Here is an 18,353-nt window from a genome sequence, read left to right as displayed (position 1 = left end):
CCGATGATGACGCACCTTCAGCCGCCCAGCCGGGCAGAGTCCGAGTCCGGTCCCGATCCGGAGCGCCTCGCCCGCGCCGTGCTCAGCCGGCTGAGCGAGCCCGGGGACGCGGTGGTCGGCCGGTGGCTCGGTCAGCTCTCCGCAGTCGACGCCGTCCGGGCGATCCGTGACGGGACGGTGCCCGCACACCCCGGGCTGGACGGGCCCCGGTTGGCCGGCTACCAGGCGAGACTCCCCGGTCTGGACCCGGCCGAGGACCTTGAACGGGTACGAGCCGTCGGTGGACGCTTCATCATTCCGGGGGACACGGAATGGCCCAGCCAACTGGACGATCTGGGCGACGGGCGCCCGATCGGGCTCTGGACGACCGGCACGGGTTCGCTGAGGCTGCTCGCGCTCCGCTCGGTGGCGATGGTCGGCTCCCGAGCCTGCACGGCCTACGGCGCCCACGTCGCGGGGGAGCTGTCGGCCCAACTGGCCGAGCGAGGTTGGGTCGTGGTGTCCGGAGCCGCCTACGGGATCGACGCGGCCGCCCACCGAGGGGCGCTCTCCGTCGGCGGGATGACGATCGCGGTGCTCGCCTGTGGGGTCGACGTGGCCTACCCGAAAGGGAACGCCGAACTGATCCGGCGGATCGGCGCCCAGGGGCTGCTGGTCAGTGAACTCCCACCCGGGGAACACCCGAACCGCTTCCGCTTCGTGCTCCGCAACCGGGTCATCGCGGCGCTCACCCGGGGCACGGTGGTGGTCGAGGCGGCGATGCGCAGCGGCGCGCTGAGCACGGCCAGACGGGCGCGGGACCTCAACCGCCACACCATGGGCGTCGCCGGCCCGGTGACCTCGGAACTCTCGGCCGGGGTGCACGCCCTGATCCGCAGCGGCGGCGCCACGCTGGTCACCGACTCCGCCGAGATCGCCGAACTGATCGGGGCGATCGGGGACGACCTGGCGCCGCAGCGCAGCGGCCCGGTCCTGCCCCGGGATCTGCTGGAGCCGGCGGTGGCCCGGGTGCTGGAGGCCGTCCCGGCGACGGCGGAGGGCGCGCCGATCGAGCGGTTGGCCCGGCAGTCCGGACTCCCGCCGGACGAAGTGCTGCAGCGGCTCTACGAATTGGGCTCGCTCGGTTACGTCGAGCGGCACGGCGCGCACTGGCGCCTGGTGCGGAGGAGGTGACGGTCGGGACGAAGCGCACATCCGTGTCGTGGGGAGGGGTCGCGGGGAGGGAGTGTCGGAATCGCCCGGTTGACCTGCTGATCCGGTTCGTCCGTTCGCGTGCCCGGATCCGGTGACGTGAACGCCACCGGATCGGGGGACGACCGAGTGGCGGTAGCGCATTGCAGCGAGTCGGTCACGCTACGCTCCACATGCCTTCCCTATCAGCACATGACTCGGCAGAACGGCGCAGACCAACGCATGCCCACACACATTCCCGGACACAGAGTGACCGGTGGCGCCCGGTCCTCGGGAGGGCCGCGGACCGAGCGGCGCCCCGTGACTGAGTTCCCGCCCAAGGCGACGGGGACAATGGGGGGCCTGTCGCGCCAGGGCGGCCGGCCGACGGCGGTGCCGGGCCAGCCCGCCGACGCGGTCGGCGCCGCCACCGGCGACGGCGCAGCCCGCCCGATCGCTGCCGGTGCCCTGCCGCCGGACGGCACCCCCCCGCCCGGCCCGGAGCAGGGGTCGGGCGGTCAGGGCCCCGGAGCCCAGGGGCGCACCGCGCTCGAAGAGCTCTGGCGCTCCTACAAGGAGACCGGCGACCAGCGGCTGCGCGAGCAGCTGATCCTGCACTACTCGCCGCTCGTCAAATACGTGGCGGGGCGGGTCGGGGTCGGCCTGCCCTCCAACGTCGAGCAGGCCGACTTCGTCTCCTCGGGGGTCTTCGGGCTGATCGATGCGATCGAGAAGTTCGACATCGACCGCGCCATCAAGTTCGAGACCTACGCGATCAGCCGGATCCGCGGCGCGATCATCGACGAACTGCGTGCCCTGGACTGGATCCCGCGCTCGGTGCGGCAGAAGGCGAAGGCCGTCGAGCGGACGTACGCGACGCTGGAGGCCCGGCTGCGCCGTACGCCGCACGAGCCCGAGGTCGCGGCCGAGATGGGCATCGCGATCGAGGATCTGCACGCGATCTTCAGCCAGCTGTCCCTGGCCAACGTGGTGGCCCTGGACGAACTGCTGCACCCGGTGGGGGAGGGCGGCGACCGGCTGAGCCTGATGGACACCCTGGTGGACCACGGTGCCGACAACCCGGTCGAGGTGGCCGAGGACCGCGAGCTGCGCAGGCTGCTGGCCCAGGCGGTCAACACCCTCCCCGAGCGGGAGAAGACCGTGGTGACGCTCTACTACTACGAGGGCCTCACCCTCGCCGAGATCGGCCAGGTGCTGGGGGTGACGGAGAGCCGGGTGAGCCAGATCCACACCAAGTCCGTCCTCCAGCTGCGCGCCAAGCTGTCGGACATCCGGTAGCGCGGTCCGGGACCGTCCCGTCCCGGCCGACCTCCGGGTCGCGACCCCGGCCACGTTGCAGGTCCGCGCCTGCCCGGCCGCATCCTCGGGCCGCACCTGCCCGGCCGCACCGGCCCGGCCGTAACCCTGGGCCGTTACTCCGGGCCGGATCCCCGGGTTGCGCGCCCGCTCGCACGCCTCGCCGCGCGCCTGCGCGCTCTCGCTCCCCGCTCAAATGCGCGGCGCCGTACCGGCCGCAGGTAGGGCTCCGTACAGTGGGAGCGTGCCGAAGATCCGAGCGGCCACGGTGGCCGAGCATCGCCAGCTGCAGCGTGCAGCCCTCCTTGACGCTGCCCGCACCCTGCTCACGGAGGGCGGCATGGAGGCGCTGACCTTCCCCGCGCTCGCTGCGCGCACCTCCCTGGCGCGCTCCTCGGTCTACGAGTACTTCCGCTCCCGGGCCGCCGTGGTCGAGGCGCTCTGCGAGGTGGACTTCCCGCTCTGGGCGGCCGAGATCGAGGCCGGGATGGAGAGCTGCGACAGCGCGGCCGACCGGATCGAGGCGTATGTCCGTGGCCAGCTGGCGTTGGCCGCAGACCCGCGCCACCGGGCGGTGGTGGCGATCTCCGCGCTCGAACTCGACGAGGCCGCGCGCGAGCGCATCCGGGCGGCGCACGGCAAGCTGGTCGGCCTGGTCGTCCGGGCCCTGGAGGATCTCGGTCACGCGCAGCCCCGGCTCGCTGCGGCGTTGCTCCAAGGGGTCGTGGAGGCGGCCGTGCGCCGGGCCGAGCAAGTGGCCGCGGGGGAGCGTGCCGGGTGCGCGGCCGAGCGCCCCGAACTGATCGCGGACGCCGCCGTGGCCATGGCCCTGCACGGCCTCGACCGGGCCTGAGCCGCCGTCCGGCCCGGTTCGCTTGGTTCGTTCGGTTCATCTGAATTCATCAGGTGCGCCCGGCGCCGCCCAGCGGCAGCAGCCGCGCCGCTCCCGCGCCGAACAGGGCCAGCGGGTCGAGGTAGCGCCCGCCGCGCAGCAGCCCCCAGTGCAGGCAGTCCCGTGCTGGGCAGTGCCGTCTGTCGGGGGCGAGCCGTCCGATCACCTGTCCGGCGGGTACCTCGGTGCCGACCGGGGCGGTGCCGGCGACCGGCAGGTAGGTGGTCCGCAAGGGGGGTGACCCCGAGCCGGGGTGGGTGACGGTCACCACCGGGCGCCCCGCCACCAGCCCGGAGAACGTGACCACCCCGGCGGCAGCCGCCCGCACCTCCGCCCCGGGCGCGGCGGCGAGGTCCACTCCCCGGTGTCCGGCGGCCCATGGCGTGGCCGGTGGCTCGAACCGCCCGAGCACCCCGCCGGGCCCGCCCACCGGCCAGGCCCGCGCACCGCCCGAACCGGTCCGGCCGGTCTCGCCAGTACCTCCGCCGCCCCCGCCGAGAGTGGCGCCCCGCACCGCACCGCCCGAGACCAGCAGCACCAGCGCCGCCAGTACGGCGACCAGCCCCCGCAGCACACCAAACGAGCCCGGCCCCAACCGACCCAGCCCCAATCGGTCAAGCCTCAACCGGTCCGGCCCCGAGCAGGCCGGACCGACGGCGGGCGGAGCCGGGCATTCGGCGCGAGCGGTCATGCCCCGAGGCTTGCTGCGCCGCCGCCCCGGCGCCACCCACTTCCGGACTCCTGTGGACAAACCGCCCTCGTGGCCTGATCCCGTCCCTCCAGCGGGTGTACGGATGCCGCCATCCGGTGTACAAGCACCGCAGCAGCAGCACTCCCAAGGCCCGGCCGCCCCGCCCCGCCCCGCCTCGGCCCCGCCTCCGCCCAGCTCCCGCCAGCGCGGACCCGCCCGTCCAGGGCCTCCGTCAGTCGCGGAGTCGCCCGCCCCGCGGCGCTTCCCGTACACTTCACACGCGACCCGGTCCGCCGGGTCGACTTCGCACGCCCCGCCACCGGTGGACGGACGCGGCCCGGCCGCTGCCCCCGCCAGGTGCGAGTGCCGCTCGGTCCGCCGAGCCCGCCTGGTCCCCGGACCGTGCGGGTTCAAGCGGCTCGGCACGTTCGGGGCGTCAGGCGTGGCTGTCACCTGGCTGCCACGGACAAACCGAGCCTGACCCGGCCGGACGCACCGCGCGAGCGGGGAGCGCCACCGCGCGAACCCGCCGTCCGTTGCGCGACCGCCGGGCCGTAACACCTGAGGAGCACGGCTATGGCCGTCGTCACGATGCGGGAGCTGCTGGAGAGCGGCGTCCACTTCGGTCACCAGACCCGCCGTTGGAACCCGAAGATGAAGCGCTTCATCATCACGGAGCGCAACGGCATCTACATCATCGACCTCCTGCAGTCGCTGAACTACATCGACCGCGCCTTCGAGTTCATCAAGGAGACCGTTGCCCACGGCGGCAGCGTCCTCTTCGTCGGCACGAAGAAGCAGGCCCAGGAGGCCATCGCCGAGCAGGCCACCCGCGTGGGCATGCCCTACGTGAACCAGCGCTGGCTCGGCGGCATGCTGACCAACTTCTCGACCGTCTACAAGCGCCTGCAGCGCCTGAAGGAGCTCGGCGAGCTGGACTTCTCGGACGTGGCCGGTTCCGGCCTCACCAAGAAGGAGCTCCTGGTCCTCCAGCGCGAGCACGACAAGCTGGAGAAGACCCTCGGCGGTATCCGCGACATGCAGCGCGTTCCCAGCGCCGTGTGGATCGTGGACACCAAGAAGGAGCACATCGCGGTCGGCGAGGCCCGGAAGCTCAACATCCCGGTCGTCGCCATCCTCGACACCAACTGTGACCCCGACGAGGTCGACTACAAGATCCCGGGCAACGACGACGCGATCCGCTCCGTCACCCTGCTGACCCGCGTGATCGCCGACGCCGTGGCCGAGGGTCTGAAGTCCCGCGCCGGTGTCGCCAAGGGCGACGTCAAGGCCGAGCCGGGCGCCGACCAGCCGCTGGCCGACTGGGAGAAGGACCTCATCGAGGGCGAGAAGAAGGCCGAGGAGGCCCCCGCCGCCGCCGAGGCTGAGGCCGTCGAGGCCCCCGCCGCCGAGGCTGAGGCCGTCGAGGCCCCCGCCGCTGAGGCTGAGGCCACCGAGGCGCCGGCCGAGCAGGCCTGACGTACCAAGGGTGAGGGGCACCCGCCGGTACGACACCGGTAGGTGCCCCTCTCTCCCGCGCCGGGACCGAATCATCGGTCCCGGCGTCTCCCCACGCAGACACGCGAGACGCGAGAAGAGATTCACACCATGGCGAACTTCACCGCCGCGGACGTCAAGAAGCTCCGTGAGCTCACCGGCGCCGGCATGATGGACTGCAAGAAGGCCCTGGACGAGGCCGAGGGCAACGTCGAGAAGGCCGTCGAGCTCCTGCGCATCAAGGGCCAGAAGGGCGTTGCCAAGCGCGAGGGCCGTGACGCCTCCAACGGCGCCGTCGCCGCGCTGATCGCCGAGGACAAGAAGTCCGGCGTTCTGGTCGAGCTGAACTGCGAGACCGACTTCGTCGCCAAGGGTGACAACTTCGTCAAGGTCGCCGACGCGATCGCGGCTCACGTGGCCAAGACCGCCCCGGCCGACCTGGATGCCGCCCTGGCGTCCGAGATCGAGGCCGGCAAGACCGTCCAGCAGTTCGTCGACGAGGCCAACGCGACCCTGGGCGAGAAGATCGTCTTCCGTCGCTTCGCCCAGTTCGACGGTGACGGCTTCGTCGCGGTCTACCTGCACAAGACCAGCCCCGACCTGCCGCCGGCCGTCGGCGTCCTGGTCGAGCTGGACAAGGAGAACGCCGAGGTCGCGAAGGACGTCGCGCAGCACATCGCCGCGTTCGCGCCGAAGTTCCTGTCCCGCGAGGAGATCCCGGCCGAGGACCTCGAGAACGAGCGCCGCGTCGCCGAGGCCACCGCGCGTGAGGAGGGCAAGCCCGAGGCTGCCCTGCCGAAGATCGTCGAGGGTCGCGTCACCGGCTTCGTCAAGGAGAACTCCGTCCTGGAGCAGGCCTTCGCGAAGGACAACAAGAAGACCGTCGCCAAGGTCCTCGAGGAGAACGGCGTCGCCCTCAAGCGCTTCGCCCGCTTCCGCGTCGGCGCCTGAGCCACGTTCCACCTGGTCCCCGGCACCCTTACGCTGGGAACCGCCCCCGCCCGTTGACCAGGGCGGGCGGAACGCCGAACGGGCTCACCCAGTGCCAACCGTCCACGGGCGGGCCGCGTCGGCACCATGAACGACGAGGAGGCCATTGCCGTGCAGGACACCGAACCGGTTCCCGCGGCAGTGGCCTCCTCTCGCGTACGCGCAGGCCGGGCATCCGCACACCCGCGCCTGTGAGCCAGTAGGTGCAAAAAGGAGAAGTCCATGCAGGAGACGCAGGAGACCGCGCAGGACCCCAAGGCCGGCTCGCGCCGCCGGGTGCTGCTCAAGCTGTCCGGTGAAGCCTTTGCCGGTGGTGGCGGACTCGGCGTCGACCCGGACGTCGTGCACGCGATCGCCCGGGAGATCGCCACCGTCGTCCGTGCCGGTACCGAGGTCGCGGTGGTCATCGGCGGCGGCAACTTCTTCCGGGGCGCCGAGCTGCAGGTCCGCGGCATGGACCGGGCGCGCTCCGACTACATGGGCATGCTCGGCACCGTGATGAACTGCCTGGCGCTGCAGGACTTCCTGGTCAAGGAAGGCATCGAGACCCGGGTCCAGACCGCGATCACCATGGGCCAGGTCGCCGAACCGTACCTGCCGCTGCGGGCCGTCCGGCACCTGGAGAAGGGCCGTGTGGTGATCTTCGGCGCCGGTATGGGCATGCCGTACTTCTCGACCGACACCACCGCCGTCCAGCGGGCCCTGGAGATCCACGCCGACGTCCTGCTGATGGGCAAGAACGGCGTGGACGGCGTCTACGACTCGGACCCCCGGACCAACCCGGACGCGGTGAAGTTCGACGCGCTGGAGTACTCCGAGGTCATCGCGCGCGACCTCAAGGTCGCCGACCTCACCGCGATCACGCTGTGCAAGGACAACAACCTCCCGATGCTGGTCTTCGAGCTGCTGGCGGAGGGCAATATCGCGCGCGCGGTGAAGAGTGAGAAGATCGGCACACTCATCAGCCAGGATTCTGTCCGGGCCTGAGCAGCAATCAGCCGTACGGGACGGCGCCGTCGCCGTGACCGGCCTCGACGCCGACACCGGTCGGGACAATCGCAGATGAACCGGACAGGGAGATCACAGTGATCGAAGAGACCCTCCTCGAAGCCGAGGAGAAGATGGAGAAGGCCGTCGCCGTCGCCAAGGACGACTTCGCCGCCATCCGCACCGGCCGTGCCCACCCGGCGATGTTCGCCAAGATCGTCGCCGAGTACTACGGCACCGTGACGCCGATCAACCAGCTGGCCTCGTTCTCGGTGCCGGAGCCCCGGATGGCGGTCGTCTCGCCGTTCGACAAGACCGCGCTGAAGGCGATCGAGCAGGCGATCCGCGACTCCGACCTGGGCGTCAACCCGTCCAACGACGGCTCCCTCATCCGGGTGGTGCTGCCCGAGCTGACCGAGGAGCGCCGCCGGGAGTTCATCAAGGTGGCCCGGGGCAAGGGCGAGGACGCGAAGGTCTCGATCCGCGCGGTGCGCCGCAAGGCCAAGGACGCCATCGACAAGCTGGTCAAGGACGGCGAGGTCGGCGAGGACGACGGCCGCCGCGCCGAGAAGGAGCTCGACGACACCACGGCCAAGTACGTGGCCGCCGTCGACGAGCTGCTGAAGCACAAGGAAGCCGAGCTGCTCGAAGTCTGATGAACGACGCCCCTGACGCCCCTGGCTACTGGGGCCCGTCCGACCAGCAGTTCCAGCCCTACCGCCCGGCGCCGCAGCCCCGGCCGCAGGCTCCTCTGCAGCAGGCGCACCCGGCGCCGGGGTACGGCGAGTACCCGGCGCCGCCGCAGGCCCAGGGCTACCCCGGTCACCCGGGCGGCCGGGCGGCCTACCCGGGTGCGCCGGGCGGCGCGCCGGGTGGCCCCGGCCACCGTTCGGATCACTCGCAGCAGCCTCCGGTGTACTGGGGCGGCGACGCGGAGGAGACTCAGGTCATGCCTCCCGTACCGGCGGGCCCCGGCCCGTTCCCCGGCGTGCCGGACCAGGGCCCGCCGGCGGGCTCCGGTCGGCCGGGTGACCCCGCCGCCGGTCAGTCCCGGGAGGCCGGTCGGCTGAGCGGCCCGCTGTTCCGGGACGACCGGTCCGAGGCGGCGGTGCCGGGCGTGACGGAGACGGTCGTGCTGCGCGCGATAACCGATGACGCCACCCCCGGCCGCGGCGCCCCGCCGCGCCCCGGGGCCCCGGTGCCTCCCGCGCCGCCGTCGACCTACCCGGCGGCCGGGCAGCCCCACTTCGTGCCGTCGTCCCATCCAGGGCAGGAGACACCCGTGGCCGCCCAGTCCGCCCCGCAGCCGCAGCCGCGCAAGCAGCGCGGTGGCCGTAACCTCCAGGCCGCGATAGGCGTGGGGGTCGGTCTCGGTGTGGTGATCATCGCCTCGCTGTTCGTGGTGAAGGCGCTGTTCCTGTTCGTCGTGATGGCCGCGGTGTCGGTCGGTATCTGGGAGCTGACCAGCCGGCTCGCCGAGCGCAAGCAGATCAAGGCGCCGCTGGTGCCGCTGGTCGCAGGCGGCATCGCCATGATCGCCACCGGCTACTGGGCCGGGGTGCAGTGGGCCGCGGCCTCGCTCGCGCTGACCGGGCTGGCGGTGATGGTCTGGCGGATGGCCGAGCCGCCGGAGGACTACCTGCGGGACATAACGGCCGGGGTGTTCACCGCCTTCTACGTGCCGTTCCTGGCCACCTTCGTGGCGTTGATGCTGGCGGCCGACGACGGCCCCCAGCGGATCGTGCTGTTCCTGATCGTCACGATCTGCAGCGACACGGGCGCCTACGCCGTGGGCTACAAGTTCGGCAAGACCAAGCTCGCCCCGACGATCAGCCCCGGCAAGACCCGTGAGGGCCTGGCCGGCGGCATCGGCCTGTCGATGCTGGCGGGCGCCGTGCTGATGGAGCTGATCATCGACGGCGGCAGCTGGTGGCAGGGCCTGATCCTCGGCGGCTGCGCGGCGGTCACCGCGACCCTGGGCGACCTGGGCGAGTCGATGATCAAGCGAGACCTCGGCATCAAGGACATGGGCACGCTGCTGCCCGGCCACGGCGGCATCATGGACCGGCTGGACTCGCTCCTGCCGACCGCCCCGGTGGTCTGGCTGCTGCTGGCGGCCTTCGTCGGCAGCTAGGGCCTCGTCCGGCCGTAGGACGCCTCAGAACCTGTCCTCCGGCCGCGAGTGGTGGAAGGGCCCCGGACGCCTGCGCGTCCGGGGCCCTCGCACGTCCTGGCCTGCTCCCGGCGTCTGCGACACTGGATGAACCATGCCTAAGCCCGGAGAACTCACCTTTGTCGCGCCGCGCGGCGCCAAGCCCCCGCGACACCTCGCCGACCTGAGCCCCGCCGAGCGCAAGGAGGCCGTCGCCGAGCTGGGCGAGCAGCCGTTCCGCGCCAAGCAGCTCTCCAACCACTACTTCGGCCGGATGTCGAACGACCCGGAGGGCTGGACGGACATCCCCGCCGCCAGCCGGGAGAAGCTCACCGGGAGCCTGCTGCCGGAGCTGATGTCGGTCGTGCGGCACGTGTCCTGCGACGACGACACCACCCGCAAGACGCTCTGGAAGCTCTTCGACGGCACGCTCGTCGAGTCGGTGCTGATGCGCTACCCGGACCGGGTCACCATGTGCATCAGCTCGCAGGCGGGCTGCGGCATGAACTGCCCCTTCTGCGCGACTGGCCAGGCCGGGCTGACCCGCAACCTGTCCACCGCCGAGATCGTCGAGCAGATCGCCGCCGGGATGCGCGCGCTCAAGGCCGGCGAGATCCCCGGCGGCGAGGCGCGGCTGTCGAACGTGGTCTTCATGGGCATGGGCGAGCCGCTGGCCAACTACAACCGGGTGCTGGCCGCGATCCGCCGGCTGACCGACCCGGCACCGGACGGTTTCGGCCTGTCCCAGCGCGGTGTCACGGTGTCGACCGTCGGCCTGGTCCCGGCGATGAACCGGCTGGCCGACGAGGGCCTCAGCTGCCGCCTGGCGCTGTCGCTGCACGCCCCGGACGACGAGCTGCGCGACGAGCTGGTGCCGGTGAACACCCGCTGGAAGGTCGCCGAGGTGCTGGACGCCGCGTGGAACTACGCGGAGAAGTCCGGCCGGCGGATCTCCATCGAGTACGCGCTGATCAAGGACATCAACGACCAGGCGTGGCGGGCGGACCTGCTCGGCCGGCTGATCAAGAACCACCGGGTGCACGTCAACCTGATCCCGCTGAACCCGACGCCGGGCTCCAAGTGGACCGCCTCCCGGCCCGAGGACGAGCGCGAGTTCGTCCGCCGGCTCCAGTCGCACGGGGTGCCGACGACCGTCCGCGACACCCGGGGCCAGGAGATCGACGGCGCCTGCGGTCAGCTCGCCGCGGCGGGCTGAGCCGGCGGGTCAAGGCAAACCGGCAGGTCAACGCAGGCCGGTAGGTCAACGCAAACCGGCAGGTCGGCGAAAGCCGCAGGTCAGCGCAGGCCGGCGGCCGCCAGTGCGGCGGTCGCCCCGCCGGTCACCAGCAGCGTGGTGCCCACCGCCAGGGTGCGCAGCGCGACCGCGCCGAACAGCAGCCGGGGCGAGGTGCCGAGGCGCAGCAGCACGTCGGTGACGTCCCGGCGGTCGGTGCGGACCTCGGCCAGCCGGGTGACCACGGCGGCGGCCGCGCAGCCGAGCACCAGGCAGGCCTCGACGGCGGGCAGCGCGTCGGCGCTGTCGGGCGTGCCGATCCAGTAGCGGATGGTGGTGAGCACCAGCGCGAGGGCGAGGGTGAGCACGGCCAGCGGCGGGCCGAGGCGGCGGGCCTGGGCGGTGAGTCCGCGGCCGGCCAGCAGCCGCAGCGGGGTGGGCCGGCCGAGCGCGAGCAGCCGCCCGGTCCAGGACAGCAACGGGCCGGTGAGCAGGGCGAGTCCGACCGCGCTGGCGGCCCAGCCGCCGAGTGCGGCGGTGCTGGTGCTGCCGAGCCCGGCGGGCAGGTGGATCGGCCGGCCGTCGGCGGCGGCGCCGGGCCGCAGGGCGATGAGTTCGAGGGCGAGGCCGATCACGGCGAGCCCGACGGGCAGGGCGACCCGCAGGGCGCCGAAGCCGGTGCCGCCGCGGGTGCGGGTGCGGCCGCCGGGCAGGTACTCGGTGGGCGGGACGGCGCAGGCGGCGGCGATCCCGGCGGTGAGCGGGACCAGGGCGAGCAGGGCGACCGGCGCGACGGCCGGCAGCGGTACGCCCATGCCGAGGTCGGGGGCGAGCGCGGGCCCGGCGATGTCGTTGCGCAGGACCAGGAAGACCAGCAGGGTGAGCACGCTGCCGAGGGTGCAGGCGAGCACGACCTCACCGGCGATCAGGGTGCGGATCCGGCCGGAGCCGGCTCCGGCGGCGCGCAGGCCGGTGATCCGTTCGGGCCGCTGGGCGGGTACGGCGCGGGCGGTGACGGCCGCGAACCAGGCGACGGCGGCGAGCGGGGGCAGGCACCAGAGCAGTCGCACCAGCGCGTCCTCGCCGCCGAGCGGGTCGCTCATCGCCCGGCCGAGGGAGCGCAGCAGGAAGGCGGAGACCACGGCGGCGGCCAGCACGGTGAGCAGCCAGCGGCCGAGGTCGGGCACCCGGTAGCCCCGGGCCAGACGGAGATAGAACACGTCGACTCTTTCAGCGGCTCGGCGTCGTCAGCGGCGGGTGCCCGAGACGGCGGACGCGCCGGCCGCGCCCGGGACGGCGTGCCCGCGCGGGACGGGGGCGGCGGGGGCGGTGAGCCGTCCGTCGACGAGGGCGACGGCGCGGTCCGCGAACCGGACGAGCTCGGGGTCGTGAGTGGCCAGGACGAGGGTGAGCTGGTGCGACCGGGCCGCGCTGGTCAGTATCCGCAGGACCTGGTCGGCGGCCTCGCGGTGGAGCGGGGCGGTGGGGTCGTCGGCGAAGACGACGGGCGGCAGCGGGGCGAGGGCGCGGGCGACGGCGATCCGCTGGCGCTGGCTCTGGAGCAGCCGGTCGGGGCGCTGCCGGGCGACCTCGCCGACGTCGAGGCGTTCCAGCCATTCGTCGGCGGCGGTGTAGGCGGCCTTGTTGCCGGCGCCGGCGAGCAGCAGCGGCAGGGCGACGTTCTCCCGGGCGGTCAGTTCGGGCACCAGGTGGGGTTCGGAGCCGACGAAGCCGAAGCGGTCGCGGCGCAGCCGTTCGCGCCCGGCCCGGCCGAGGGTGTGGACGGGCGCGCTGTTGAACCAGACCTCGCCCTCGTCGACGGTGAGGAGGGCGGAGAGGCAGCCGAGGAGGGTGCTCTTGCCGGAGCCGCGCGGGCCGGTGACGGCGAGCACTTCGCCCTCGCGGACGCCGATCGAGATGCCCCGCAGGGCGGGGGTGCCGTGATGGGACTTGACGATCCCCCGGGCCCACAGCACGTCGTTGTCAGGCGGTGCCGCTGACATGAGGTTCCATCCTGGGTGGCCGCAGGGATATGACAGTCGTCAGATTAGAACGACTGGGGCCTGGTGCGGTTGCGGCGCTCTGGTCCATCGCGGGCAAATCACCCGCAATCAGGCATGTTTGATCGGCCGGCAGCGCCGGAAAAACGCCGAAGGGCGGTCCCGGGGGGAGTGGGACCGCCCTTCGGCGGAGGGTGGGGAAGGAGGATCAGGGGGTCAGATCTTCGCCCACGCGTCGGTGAGGCTGGTCCGCAGGATCTGCTCGATCTCGTCGAAGGTCGACTGGTTGGAGATCAGCGGCGGGGCCAGCTGGATGACCGGGTCGCCACGGTCGTCGGCGCGGCAGTACAGGCCGTTGTCGAAGAGGGCCTTCGACAGGAAGCCGTAGAGGACGCGCTCGACCTCGTCGTCGTTGAACGACTCCTTGGTGACCTTGTCCTTCACGAGCTCGATGCCGTAGAAGTACCCGTTGCCGCGGACGTCGCCGACGATCGGCAGGTCGCGCAGCTTGTTCAGGGTGCCCAGGAACGCGGCCTCGTTGTCGAGGACGTGCTGGTTCAGGCCCTCGCGCTCGAAGATGTCGAGGTTGGCCAGCGCCACCGCGGAGGAGACCGGGTGGCCGCCGAAGGTGTAGCCGTGCAGGAAGGTGTTGTCGCCCTTGTAGAACGGCTCGGCGAGGCGGTCCGAGATGATCGTGGCGCCGATCGGGGAGTAGCCCGAGGTCATGCCCTTGGCGCAGGTGATCATGTCGGGCTGGTAGCCGAACTTGTCGGCGCCGAACATGGTGCCCAGGCGGCCGAATGCGCAGATGACCTCGTCCGAGACCAGCAGCACGTCGTGGCGGTCGCAGATCTCGCGCAGGCGCTGGAAGTACCCGGGCGGCGGCGGGAAGCAGCCACCGGCGTTCTGCACCGGCTCGACGAAGACGGCGGCGACGGTCTCGGCGCCCTCGTTGAGGATGGCCACCTCGATCTCGTCGGCGCACCAGCGGCCGTAGGCCTCGGGGTCGACCGTGCCGTCCGGGCCTTCGAGGAAGGCGGGGGCGCGGTAGATGTTGGTGTTCGGGGCCTTGTGGGTGCCCGGTACCAGCGGCTCGAACGGGGCCTTCAGGCCCGGCAGGCCGGTGATCGACAGGGCGCCCTGCGGGGTGCCGTGGTAGGCGACGGCGCGCGAGATGACCTTGTACTTGGTCGGCTTGCCGGTCAGCTTGAAGTACTGCTTGGCGAGCTTCCAGGCGGTCTCGACGGCCTCGCCGCCACCGGTGGAGAAGAAGACCTTGTTCAGGTCGCCCGGGGCGTAGTTGGCCAGGCGCTCGGCCAGCTCGACGGCCTTCGGGTGGGCGTAGCTCCACACCGGGAAGAAGGCGAGCTCCTTGGCCTGCTTGGCGGCGGCCTCGGCCAGCTCCTCGCGGCCGTGGCCGGCCTGGACGACGAACAGGCCGGCGAGGCCGTCGAGGTACTTGCGTCCCTTGTCGTCCCAGACGTAGGTGCCTTCGCCCTTGACGATCGTCGGCACGGGGGAGTTCTCGTACGACGACATGCGGGTGAAGTGCATCCACAGGTGGTCGTAGGCGGTCTTGGAAAGGTCCTTCTGCGCCGGGTCGGCTGTCATCGGGTGCCCCAGGTGTAGGTCTGTTTCCGGAGCTTCAGGTAGACGAAGCTCTCGGTGCTCCGCACGCCGGGAAGCGCGCGGATGCGCTTGTTGATCAGTTCGAGCAGGTGCTCGTCGTCCTCGCAGACCAGTTCGGCCAGGAGGTCGAACGAGCCTGCGGTGCAGACGACGTAGTCGACCTCGTCGAGGGCGGCCAGCGCGTCGGCGACGGGCTCGATGTCGCCCTCGACCCGGATGCCGACCATCGCCTGGCGGGTGAAGCCGACGGTGAGCGGGTCCGTGACGGCGACGATCTGCATCACGCCCTGGTCGAGCAGCTTCTGGACGCGCTGGCGCACGGCCGCCTCGGACAGGCCGACGGCCTTGCCGATGGCGGCGTACGGGCGGCGTCCGTCCTCCTGGAGCTGCTCGATGATCGCCTTGGAGGCGGCATCGAGGGGAACGCTCGCGTTCCGGTCGCGGTTGGCCACGCCGCCACTGTGCCTGATCGTTCCCCTGTTCGCAAGCGAGGAATCTGCTGATTTCGTCGCGATCTTGGAATCCGCGTACGGATTTCATCGCCTACATGCACTGCACCTGTCGATACCGGCAGTCATGCGGCTACCCTGGCACGGTACGCGCGCAGCCCCGCAGCGCAGCGCGCGTTCCCCCAAACCAGTGGACCGCGCCGTCCAGGGCCCGGCCACCCGACACCCTTCGTGCGCCGGACCCGCCGACGTACCATGGCGCCGGAATCTGCAACGCCGCAGGCCCAGACCGAGGAGAGACCCCGTGAGCGACCTTCGCACGCTGCGCAACTACATCAACGGTGAGTTCGTCGACGCGGCGGACGGCCGCACGCTCGACATCGTCGACCCCACCACCGGTGAGGCCTACGCGACGTCCCCGCTGTCCGGTGCCTCCGATGTGGACGCCGCGATGGCCTCGGCCGCCGCCGCCTTCCCGGTCTGGCGCGACGCCACCCCGAGCACCCGCCAGAAGCTGCTGCTCAAGATCGCCGACGCGGTCGAGGCCCGGGCCGACGAGCTCGTCGAGGCGGAGGTCCGCAACACGGGCAAGCCGCGCGGGCTGACCCTCTCGGAGGAGATCGGTCCGATGGTGGACCAGATCCGCTTCTTCGCCGGCGCCGCCCGCATGCTGGAGGGCAAGGCCGCCGGGGAGTACATGGACGGGATGACCTCGATCGTCCGCCGCGAGCCGGTCGGCGTCTGTGCCCAGGTCGCGCCGTGGAACTACCCGATGATGATGGCCGTCTGGAAGTTCGCCCCGGCCATCGCCGCGGGCAACACCGTCGTCCTGAAGCCCTCGGACACCACCCCGGCCTCCACCGTCCTGCTCGCCGAGATCATCGGCGGCGTCCTCAAGGACCTGGAGCTGCCGGCCGGCGTCTTCAACGTGATCTGCGGCGACCGCGAGTCCGGCCGGCTGATGGTCGAGCACAAGACCCCGGCGATGGCCTCCATCACCGGTTCGGTCCGGGCCGGCATCCAGGTCGCCGAGTCCGCCTCCAAGGACGTCAAGCGCGTCCACCTGGAGCTGGGCGGCAAGGCCCCGGTCGTGGTCTTCGAGGACGCCGACATCGCCGAGGCCGTCGAGGGCATCTCGGTCGCGGGCTACTTCAACGCCGGCCAGGACTGCACCGCCGCCACCCGCGTGCTGGTGCACGAGTCGATCCACGACGCCTTCGTCGAGGCGCTGGCCAAGGCCGCGGCCGAGACCAAGACCGGCGGCGTGGACGACGAGGACGTGCTGTACGGCCCGCTGAACAACGCCAACCAGCTGAAGCAGGTGGCCGGCTTCATCGAGCGGCTGCCCACCCACGCCAAGATCGAGGCCGGTGGCCACCAGGTCGGCGAGAAGGGCTACTTCTACGCCCCGACCGTCGTCTCCGGCCTGCGGCAGGACGACGAGATCATCCAGAACGAGGTCTTCGGCCCGGTCATCACCGTGCAGAAGTTCACCGACGAGGACCAGGCCGTCGACTACGCCAACGGCGTCGACTTCGCGCTGGCCTCCTCGGTGTGGACCAAGGACCACGCCCGCGCCATGCGGATGTCGCGCCGGCTGGACTTCGGCTGCGTCTGGATCAACACCCACATCCCGCTGGTCGCCGAGATGCCGCACGGTGGCTTCAAGAAGTCCGGCTACGGCAAGGACCTCTCCGCGTACGGCTTCGAGGACTACACCCGGGTGAAGCACGTCATGACCGCGATCTAGCGGGTCGTGGCGGTCGGGCGCTGTATGACCGCGATCTGATCGCACGTCCATCGTGTGAACGGACAATGGGCCCGGGTCCTTTCGACCCGGGCCCGGTGTCTTTGCATCCTGTCGGCCGTTCGCGTGACCGGCTGACAAGATGAAACTGCACTTCGGGGCCGCGACTCCCTAGCCTTACCGGCATGAGCATCCCCACCGCTGACTCAGCCGCCGGCCAGGCGGTCAAGGCCGCCGACCGCGCGCACGTCTTCCACTCGTGGTCCGCCCAGGCGCTGATCGACCCCCTCGCGGTGGCCGGCGCCGAGGGCTCGTACTTCTGGGACTACGACGGCAACCGCTACCTCGACTTCTCCTCGCAGCTGGTCAACACCAACATCGGTCACCAGCACCCGAAGGTGGTCGCCGCGATCCAGGAGCAGGCGGCGAAGCTCTGCACCATCGCCCCCGGCTTCGCGGTCGAGGCGCGCAGTGAGGCCGCCCGGCTGATCGCCGAGCGCACCCCCGGTGACCTCGACAAGATCTTCTTCACCAACGGCGGCGCCGAGGCGGTCGAGAACGCCGTCCGGCTGGCCCGGCTGCACACCGGCCGGCAGAAGGTCATGTCCGCCTACCGCTCGTACCACGGCGCCACCGCCAACGCGATCGCCCTCACCGGCGACCCGCGGCGCTGGGCCAACGAGACCGGCGTCTCCGGCGTGGTGCACTTCTGGGGCCCGTACGCCTACCGCTCCAACTTCCACGCCGAGAACGAGGCGCAGGAGTGCGAGCGCGCGCTGGAGCACCTGGAGCAGGTGATCGCCTTCGAGGGCCCCGGGACGATCGCGGCGATCATCCTGGAGACCGTGGTCGGCACCGCGGGCATCCTGATCCCGCCGGCGGGCTACCTGGCCGGGGTGCGGGAGATCTGCGACCGCTTCGGCATCGTGTTCATCCTCGACGAGGTGATGGCCGGCTTCGGCCGCACCGGCGAGTGGTTCGCCGCCGACCACTGGGGCGTCACCCCGGACCTGCTGACCTTCGCCAAGGGCGTCAACTCGGGCTACGTCCCGCTGGGCGGCGTGGCGATCAGCGCCGAGATCGCCGCCACCTTCGCCGAGCGGGCGTTCCCGGGCGGGCTCACCTACTCCGGCCACCCGCTGGCCTGCGCCTCGGCCGTCGCCACCATCACCGCCATGGCGGAGGAGGGCATCGTCGAGAACGCCAAGCACATCGGCGAGACCGTGCTCGGCCCCGGCCTGCGGGAGCTGGCCGAGCGGCACCCCTCGATCGGCGAGGTCCGCGGCCTCGGCGTGTTCTGGGCGCTCGACCTGGTGAAGGACCGCGGGACCCGCGAGCCGCTGGTCCCGTACAACGCGGCCGGCCCCGCCAACGCGCCGATGGCCGAGCTGGCCGCCGCCTGCAAGCAGCGCGGGCTCTGGCCGTTCGTCAACATGAACCGCCTCCACGTCGTCCCGCCGTGCACCGTCACCGAGGAGGAGGCCAAGACCGGTCTCGCGGTGCTCGACGAGGTGCTGTCGCTCGCCGACGCGCACACCGTCTGACGTACCGACCGGACGGCCCCGGGTGTCGCGCACGCCCGGGGCCGTCCCACGCTC

The 18,353-nt window shown here is 71.9% G+C and carries 16 protein-coding genes; 11 read left to right on the top strand and 5 right to left on the bottom strand.

Going from position 1 to position 18,353, the window contains the following annotated elements:
• Positions 1-3: 3 nt before the first annotated feature.
• From dprA to ACFVX9_RS19295, 3 genes are all read left to right on the top strand, one after another.
• Positions 4-1,173, top strand: a complete 1,170-nt coding sequence (gene dprA, locus ACFVX9_RS19305; protein ID WP_380425013.1) for a DNA-processing protein DprA — start codon at positions 4-6, stop codon at positions 1,171-1,173.
• A 351-nt stretch (positions 1,174-1,524) separates the two neighbouring features.
• Positions 1,525-2,469 (top strand): RNA polymerase sigma factor WhiG, encoded by a 945-nt coding sequence (gene whiG / locus ACFVX9_RS19300; protein WP_380377519.1) that lies wholly within the window; start codon positions 1,525-1,527, stop codon positions 2,467-2,469.
• 286 nt (positions 2,470-2,755) lie between these two features.
• The gene (locus ACFVX9_RS19295) at positions 2,756-3,340 is read left to right on the top strand and encodes a TetR/AcrR family transcriptional regulator (RefSeq protein ID WP_063351115.1); all 585 of its coding nucleotides are present in this window, start codon (positions 2,756-2,758) and stop codon (positions 3,338-3,340) included.
• Between the two features lie 49 nt (positions 3,341-3,389).
• On the opposite strand, the gene ACFVX9_RS19290 is transcribed toward ACFVX9_RS19295, so the two are convergent.
• Complete coding sequence (locus tag ACFVX9_RS19290; RefSeq protein WP_380377517.1) at positions 3,390-3,953, bottom strand: M23 family metallopeptidase; 564 nt, start codon at positions 3,951-3,953, stop codon at positions 3,390-3,392.
• A gap of 693 nt (positions 3,954-4,646) precedes the next feature.
• Here ACFVX9_RS19290 and rpsB point away from each other — a divergent pair.
• The 6 genes from rpsB (at position 4,647) to rlmN (ending at position 10,912) form a co-directional block, all read left to right on the top strand.
• Complete coding sequence (gene rpsB / locus ACFVX9_RS19285) at positions 4,647-5,549, top strand: 30S ribosomal protein S2 (protein WP_380377515.1); 903 nt, start codon at positions 4,647-4,649, stop codon at positions 5,547-5,549.
• Between the two features lie 129 nt (positions 5,550-5,678).
• Positions 5,679-6,518 (top strand): translation elongation factor Ts, encoded by an 840-nt coding sequence (tsf, locus tag ACFVX9_RS19280; RefSeq protein ID WP_063347667.1) that lies wholly within the window; start codon positions 5,679-5,681, stop codon positions 6,516-6,518.
• A gap of 261 nt (positions 6,519-6,779) precedes the next feature.
• Entirely contained in the window at positions 6,780-7,544 is a 765-nt protein-coding gene (gene pyrH / locus ACFVX9_RS19275; RefSeq protein ID WP_030056790.1) for a UMP kinase, read from the top strand.
• A gap of 98 nt (positions 7,545-7,642) precedes the next feature.
• Positions 7,643-8,200, top strand: a complete 558-nt coding sequence (frr, locus tag ACFVX9_RS19270) for a ribosome recycling factor (RefSeq protein WP_063347665.1) — start codon at positions 7,643-7,645, stop codon at positions 8,198-8,200.
• Positions 8,200-9,678, top strand: coding sequence for a phosphatidate cytidylyltransferase (locus ACFVX9_RS19265; RefSeq protein WP_387982645.1), 1,479 nt, complete (start codon positions 8,200-8,202; stop codon positions 9,676-9,678). The genes frr and ACFVX9_RS19265 overlap by 1 nt, the downstream gene beginning before the upstream one ends.
• Before the next feature lie 133 nt (positions 9,679-9,811).
• On the top strand, positions 9,812-10,912 hold the full coding sequence (rlmN, locus tag ACFVX9_RS19260) for a 23S rRNA (adenine(2503)-C(2))-methyltransferase RlmN (RefSeq protein WP_063347664.1): 1,101 nt from the start codon (positions 9,812-9,814) through the stop codon (positions 10,910-10,912).
• Positions 10,913-10,992: 80 nt separating this feature from the next.
• On the opposite strand, the gene ACFVX9_RS19255 is transcribed toward rlmN, so the two are convergent.
• The 4 genes from ACFVX9_RS19255 to ACFVX9_RS19240 all read right to left on the bottom strand — a co-directional run bounded on the left by ACFVX9_RS19255 (position 10,993) and on the right by ACFVX9_RS19240 (position 15,011).
• On the bottom strand, positions 10,993-12,150 hold the full coding sequence (locus ACFVX9_RS19255; protein ID WP_380377511.1) for a hypothetical protein: 1,158 nt from the start codon (positions 12,148-12,150) through the stop codon (positions 10,993-10,995).
• Between the two features lie 27 nt (positions 12,151-12,177).
• Positions 12,178-12,933, bottom strand: a complete 756-nt coding sequence (locus ACFVX9_RS19250) for an ABC transporter ATP-binding protein (RefSeq protein ID WP_380377509.1) — start codon at positions 12,931-12,933, stop codon at positions 12,178-12,180.
• Between the two features lie 213 nt (positions 12,934-13,146).
• Positions 13,147-14,541 carry an aspartate aminotransferase family protein gene (locus ACFVX9_RS19245; protein WP_063347661.1) on the bottom strand — a complete coding sequence of 465 codons (1,395 nt, stop codon included), beginning with the start codon at positions 14,539-14,541 and terminating at the stop codon, positions 13,147-13,149.
• Positions 14,538-15,011, bottom strand: coding sequence for an Lrp/AsnC family transcriptional regulator (locus tag ACFVX9_RS19240; protein WP_030243538.1), 474 nt, complete (start codon positions 15,009-15,011; stop codon positions 14,538-14,540). Before ACFVX9_RS19240 ends, ACFVX9_RS19245 begins: the two co-directional genes overlap by 4 nt.
• A 301-nt stretch (positions 15,012-15,312) precedes the next feature.
• Here ACFVX9_RS19240 and ACFVX9_RS19235 point away from each other — a divergent pair, with 301 nt between their 5' ends.
• Together ACFVX9_RS19235 and ACFVX9_RS19230 are read left to right on the top strand one after the other, a co-directional pair.
• Positions 15,313-16,758 carry a gamma-aminobutyraldehyde dehydrogenase gene (locus ACFVX9_RS19235; protein WP_387982643.1) on the top strand — a complete coding sequence of 482 codons (1,446 nt, stop codon included), beginning with the start codon at positions 15,313-15,315 and terminating at the stop codon, positions 16,756-16,758.
• A 182-nt stretch (positions 16,759-16,940) separates the two neighbouring features.
• Positions 16,941-18,299 (top strand): aspartate aminotransferase family protein, encoded by a 1,359-nt coding sequence (locus ACFVX9_RS19230; RefSeq protein ID WP_063347659.1) that lies wholly within the window; start codon positions 16,941-16,943, stop codon positions 18,297-18,299.
• Positions 18,300-18,353 lie beyond the last annotated feature (54 nt).

Origin of the sequence: Kitasatospora sp. NPDC058243, assembly GCF_042882025.1 — a bacterium.
In the GTDB taxonomy this organism is placed as follows: Bacteria; Actinomycetota; Actinomycetes; order Streptomycetales; family Streptomycetaceae; genus Kitasatospora.
This window is presented reverse-complemented; position numbering and strand designations above follow the sequence as displayed.

Bases quoted from the DNA above. Each gene is read 5' to 3' on its own strand.
- dprA (WP_380425013.1), top strand. From the start codon at position 4: ATGATGACGCACCTTCAGCCGCCCAGCCGGGCAGAGTCCGAGTCCGGT.
- whiG (WP_380377519.1), top strand. From the start codon at position 1,525: ATGGGGGGCCTGTCGCGCCAGGGCGGCCGGCCGACGGCGGTGCCGGGC.
- rpsB (WP_380377515.1), top strand. From the start codon at position 4,647: ATGGCCGTCGTCACGATGCGGGAGCTGCTGGAGAGCGGCGTCCACTTC.
- tsf (WP_063347667.1), top strand. From the start codon at position 5,679: ATGGCGAACTTCACCGCCGCGGACGTCAAGAAGCTCCGTGAGCTCACC.
- pyrH (WP_030056790.1), top strand. From the start codon at position 6,780: ATGCAGGAGACGCAGGAGACCGCGCAGGACCCCAAGGCCGGCTCGCGC.
- ACFVX9_RS19265 (WP_387982645.1), top strand. From the start codon at position 8,200: ATGAACGACGCCCCTGACGCCCCTGGCTACTGGGGCCCGTCCGACCAG.
- rlmN (WP_063347664.1), top strand. From the start codon at position 9,812: ATGCCTAAGCCCGGAGAACTCACCTTTGTCGCGCCGCGCGGCGCCAAG.
- ACFVX9_RS19250 (WP_380377509.1), bottom strand. From the start codon at position 12,933: ATGTCAGCGGCACCGCCTGACAACGACGTGCTGTGGGCCCGGGGGATC.
- ACFVX9_RS19245 (WP_063347661.1), bottom strand. From the start codon at position 14,541: ATGACAGCCGACCCGGCGCAGAAGGACCTTTCCAAGACCGCCTACGAC.
- ACFVX9_RS19230 (WP_063347659.1), top strand. From the start codon at position 16,941: ATGAGCATCCCCACCGCTGACTCAGCCGCCGGCCAGGCGGTCAAGGCC.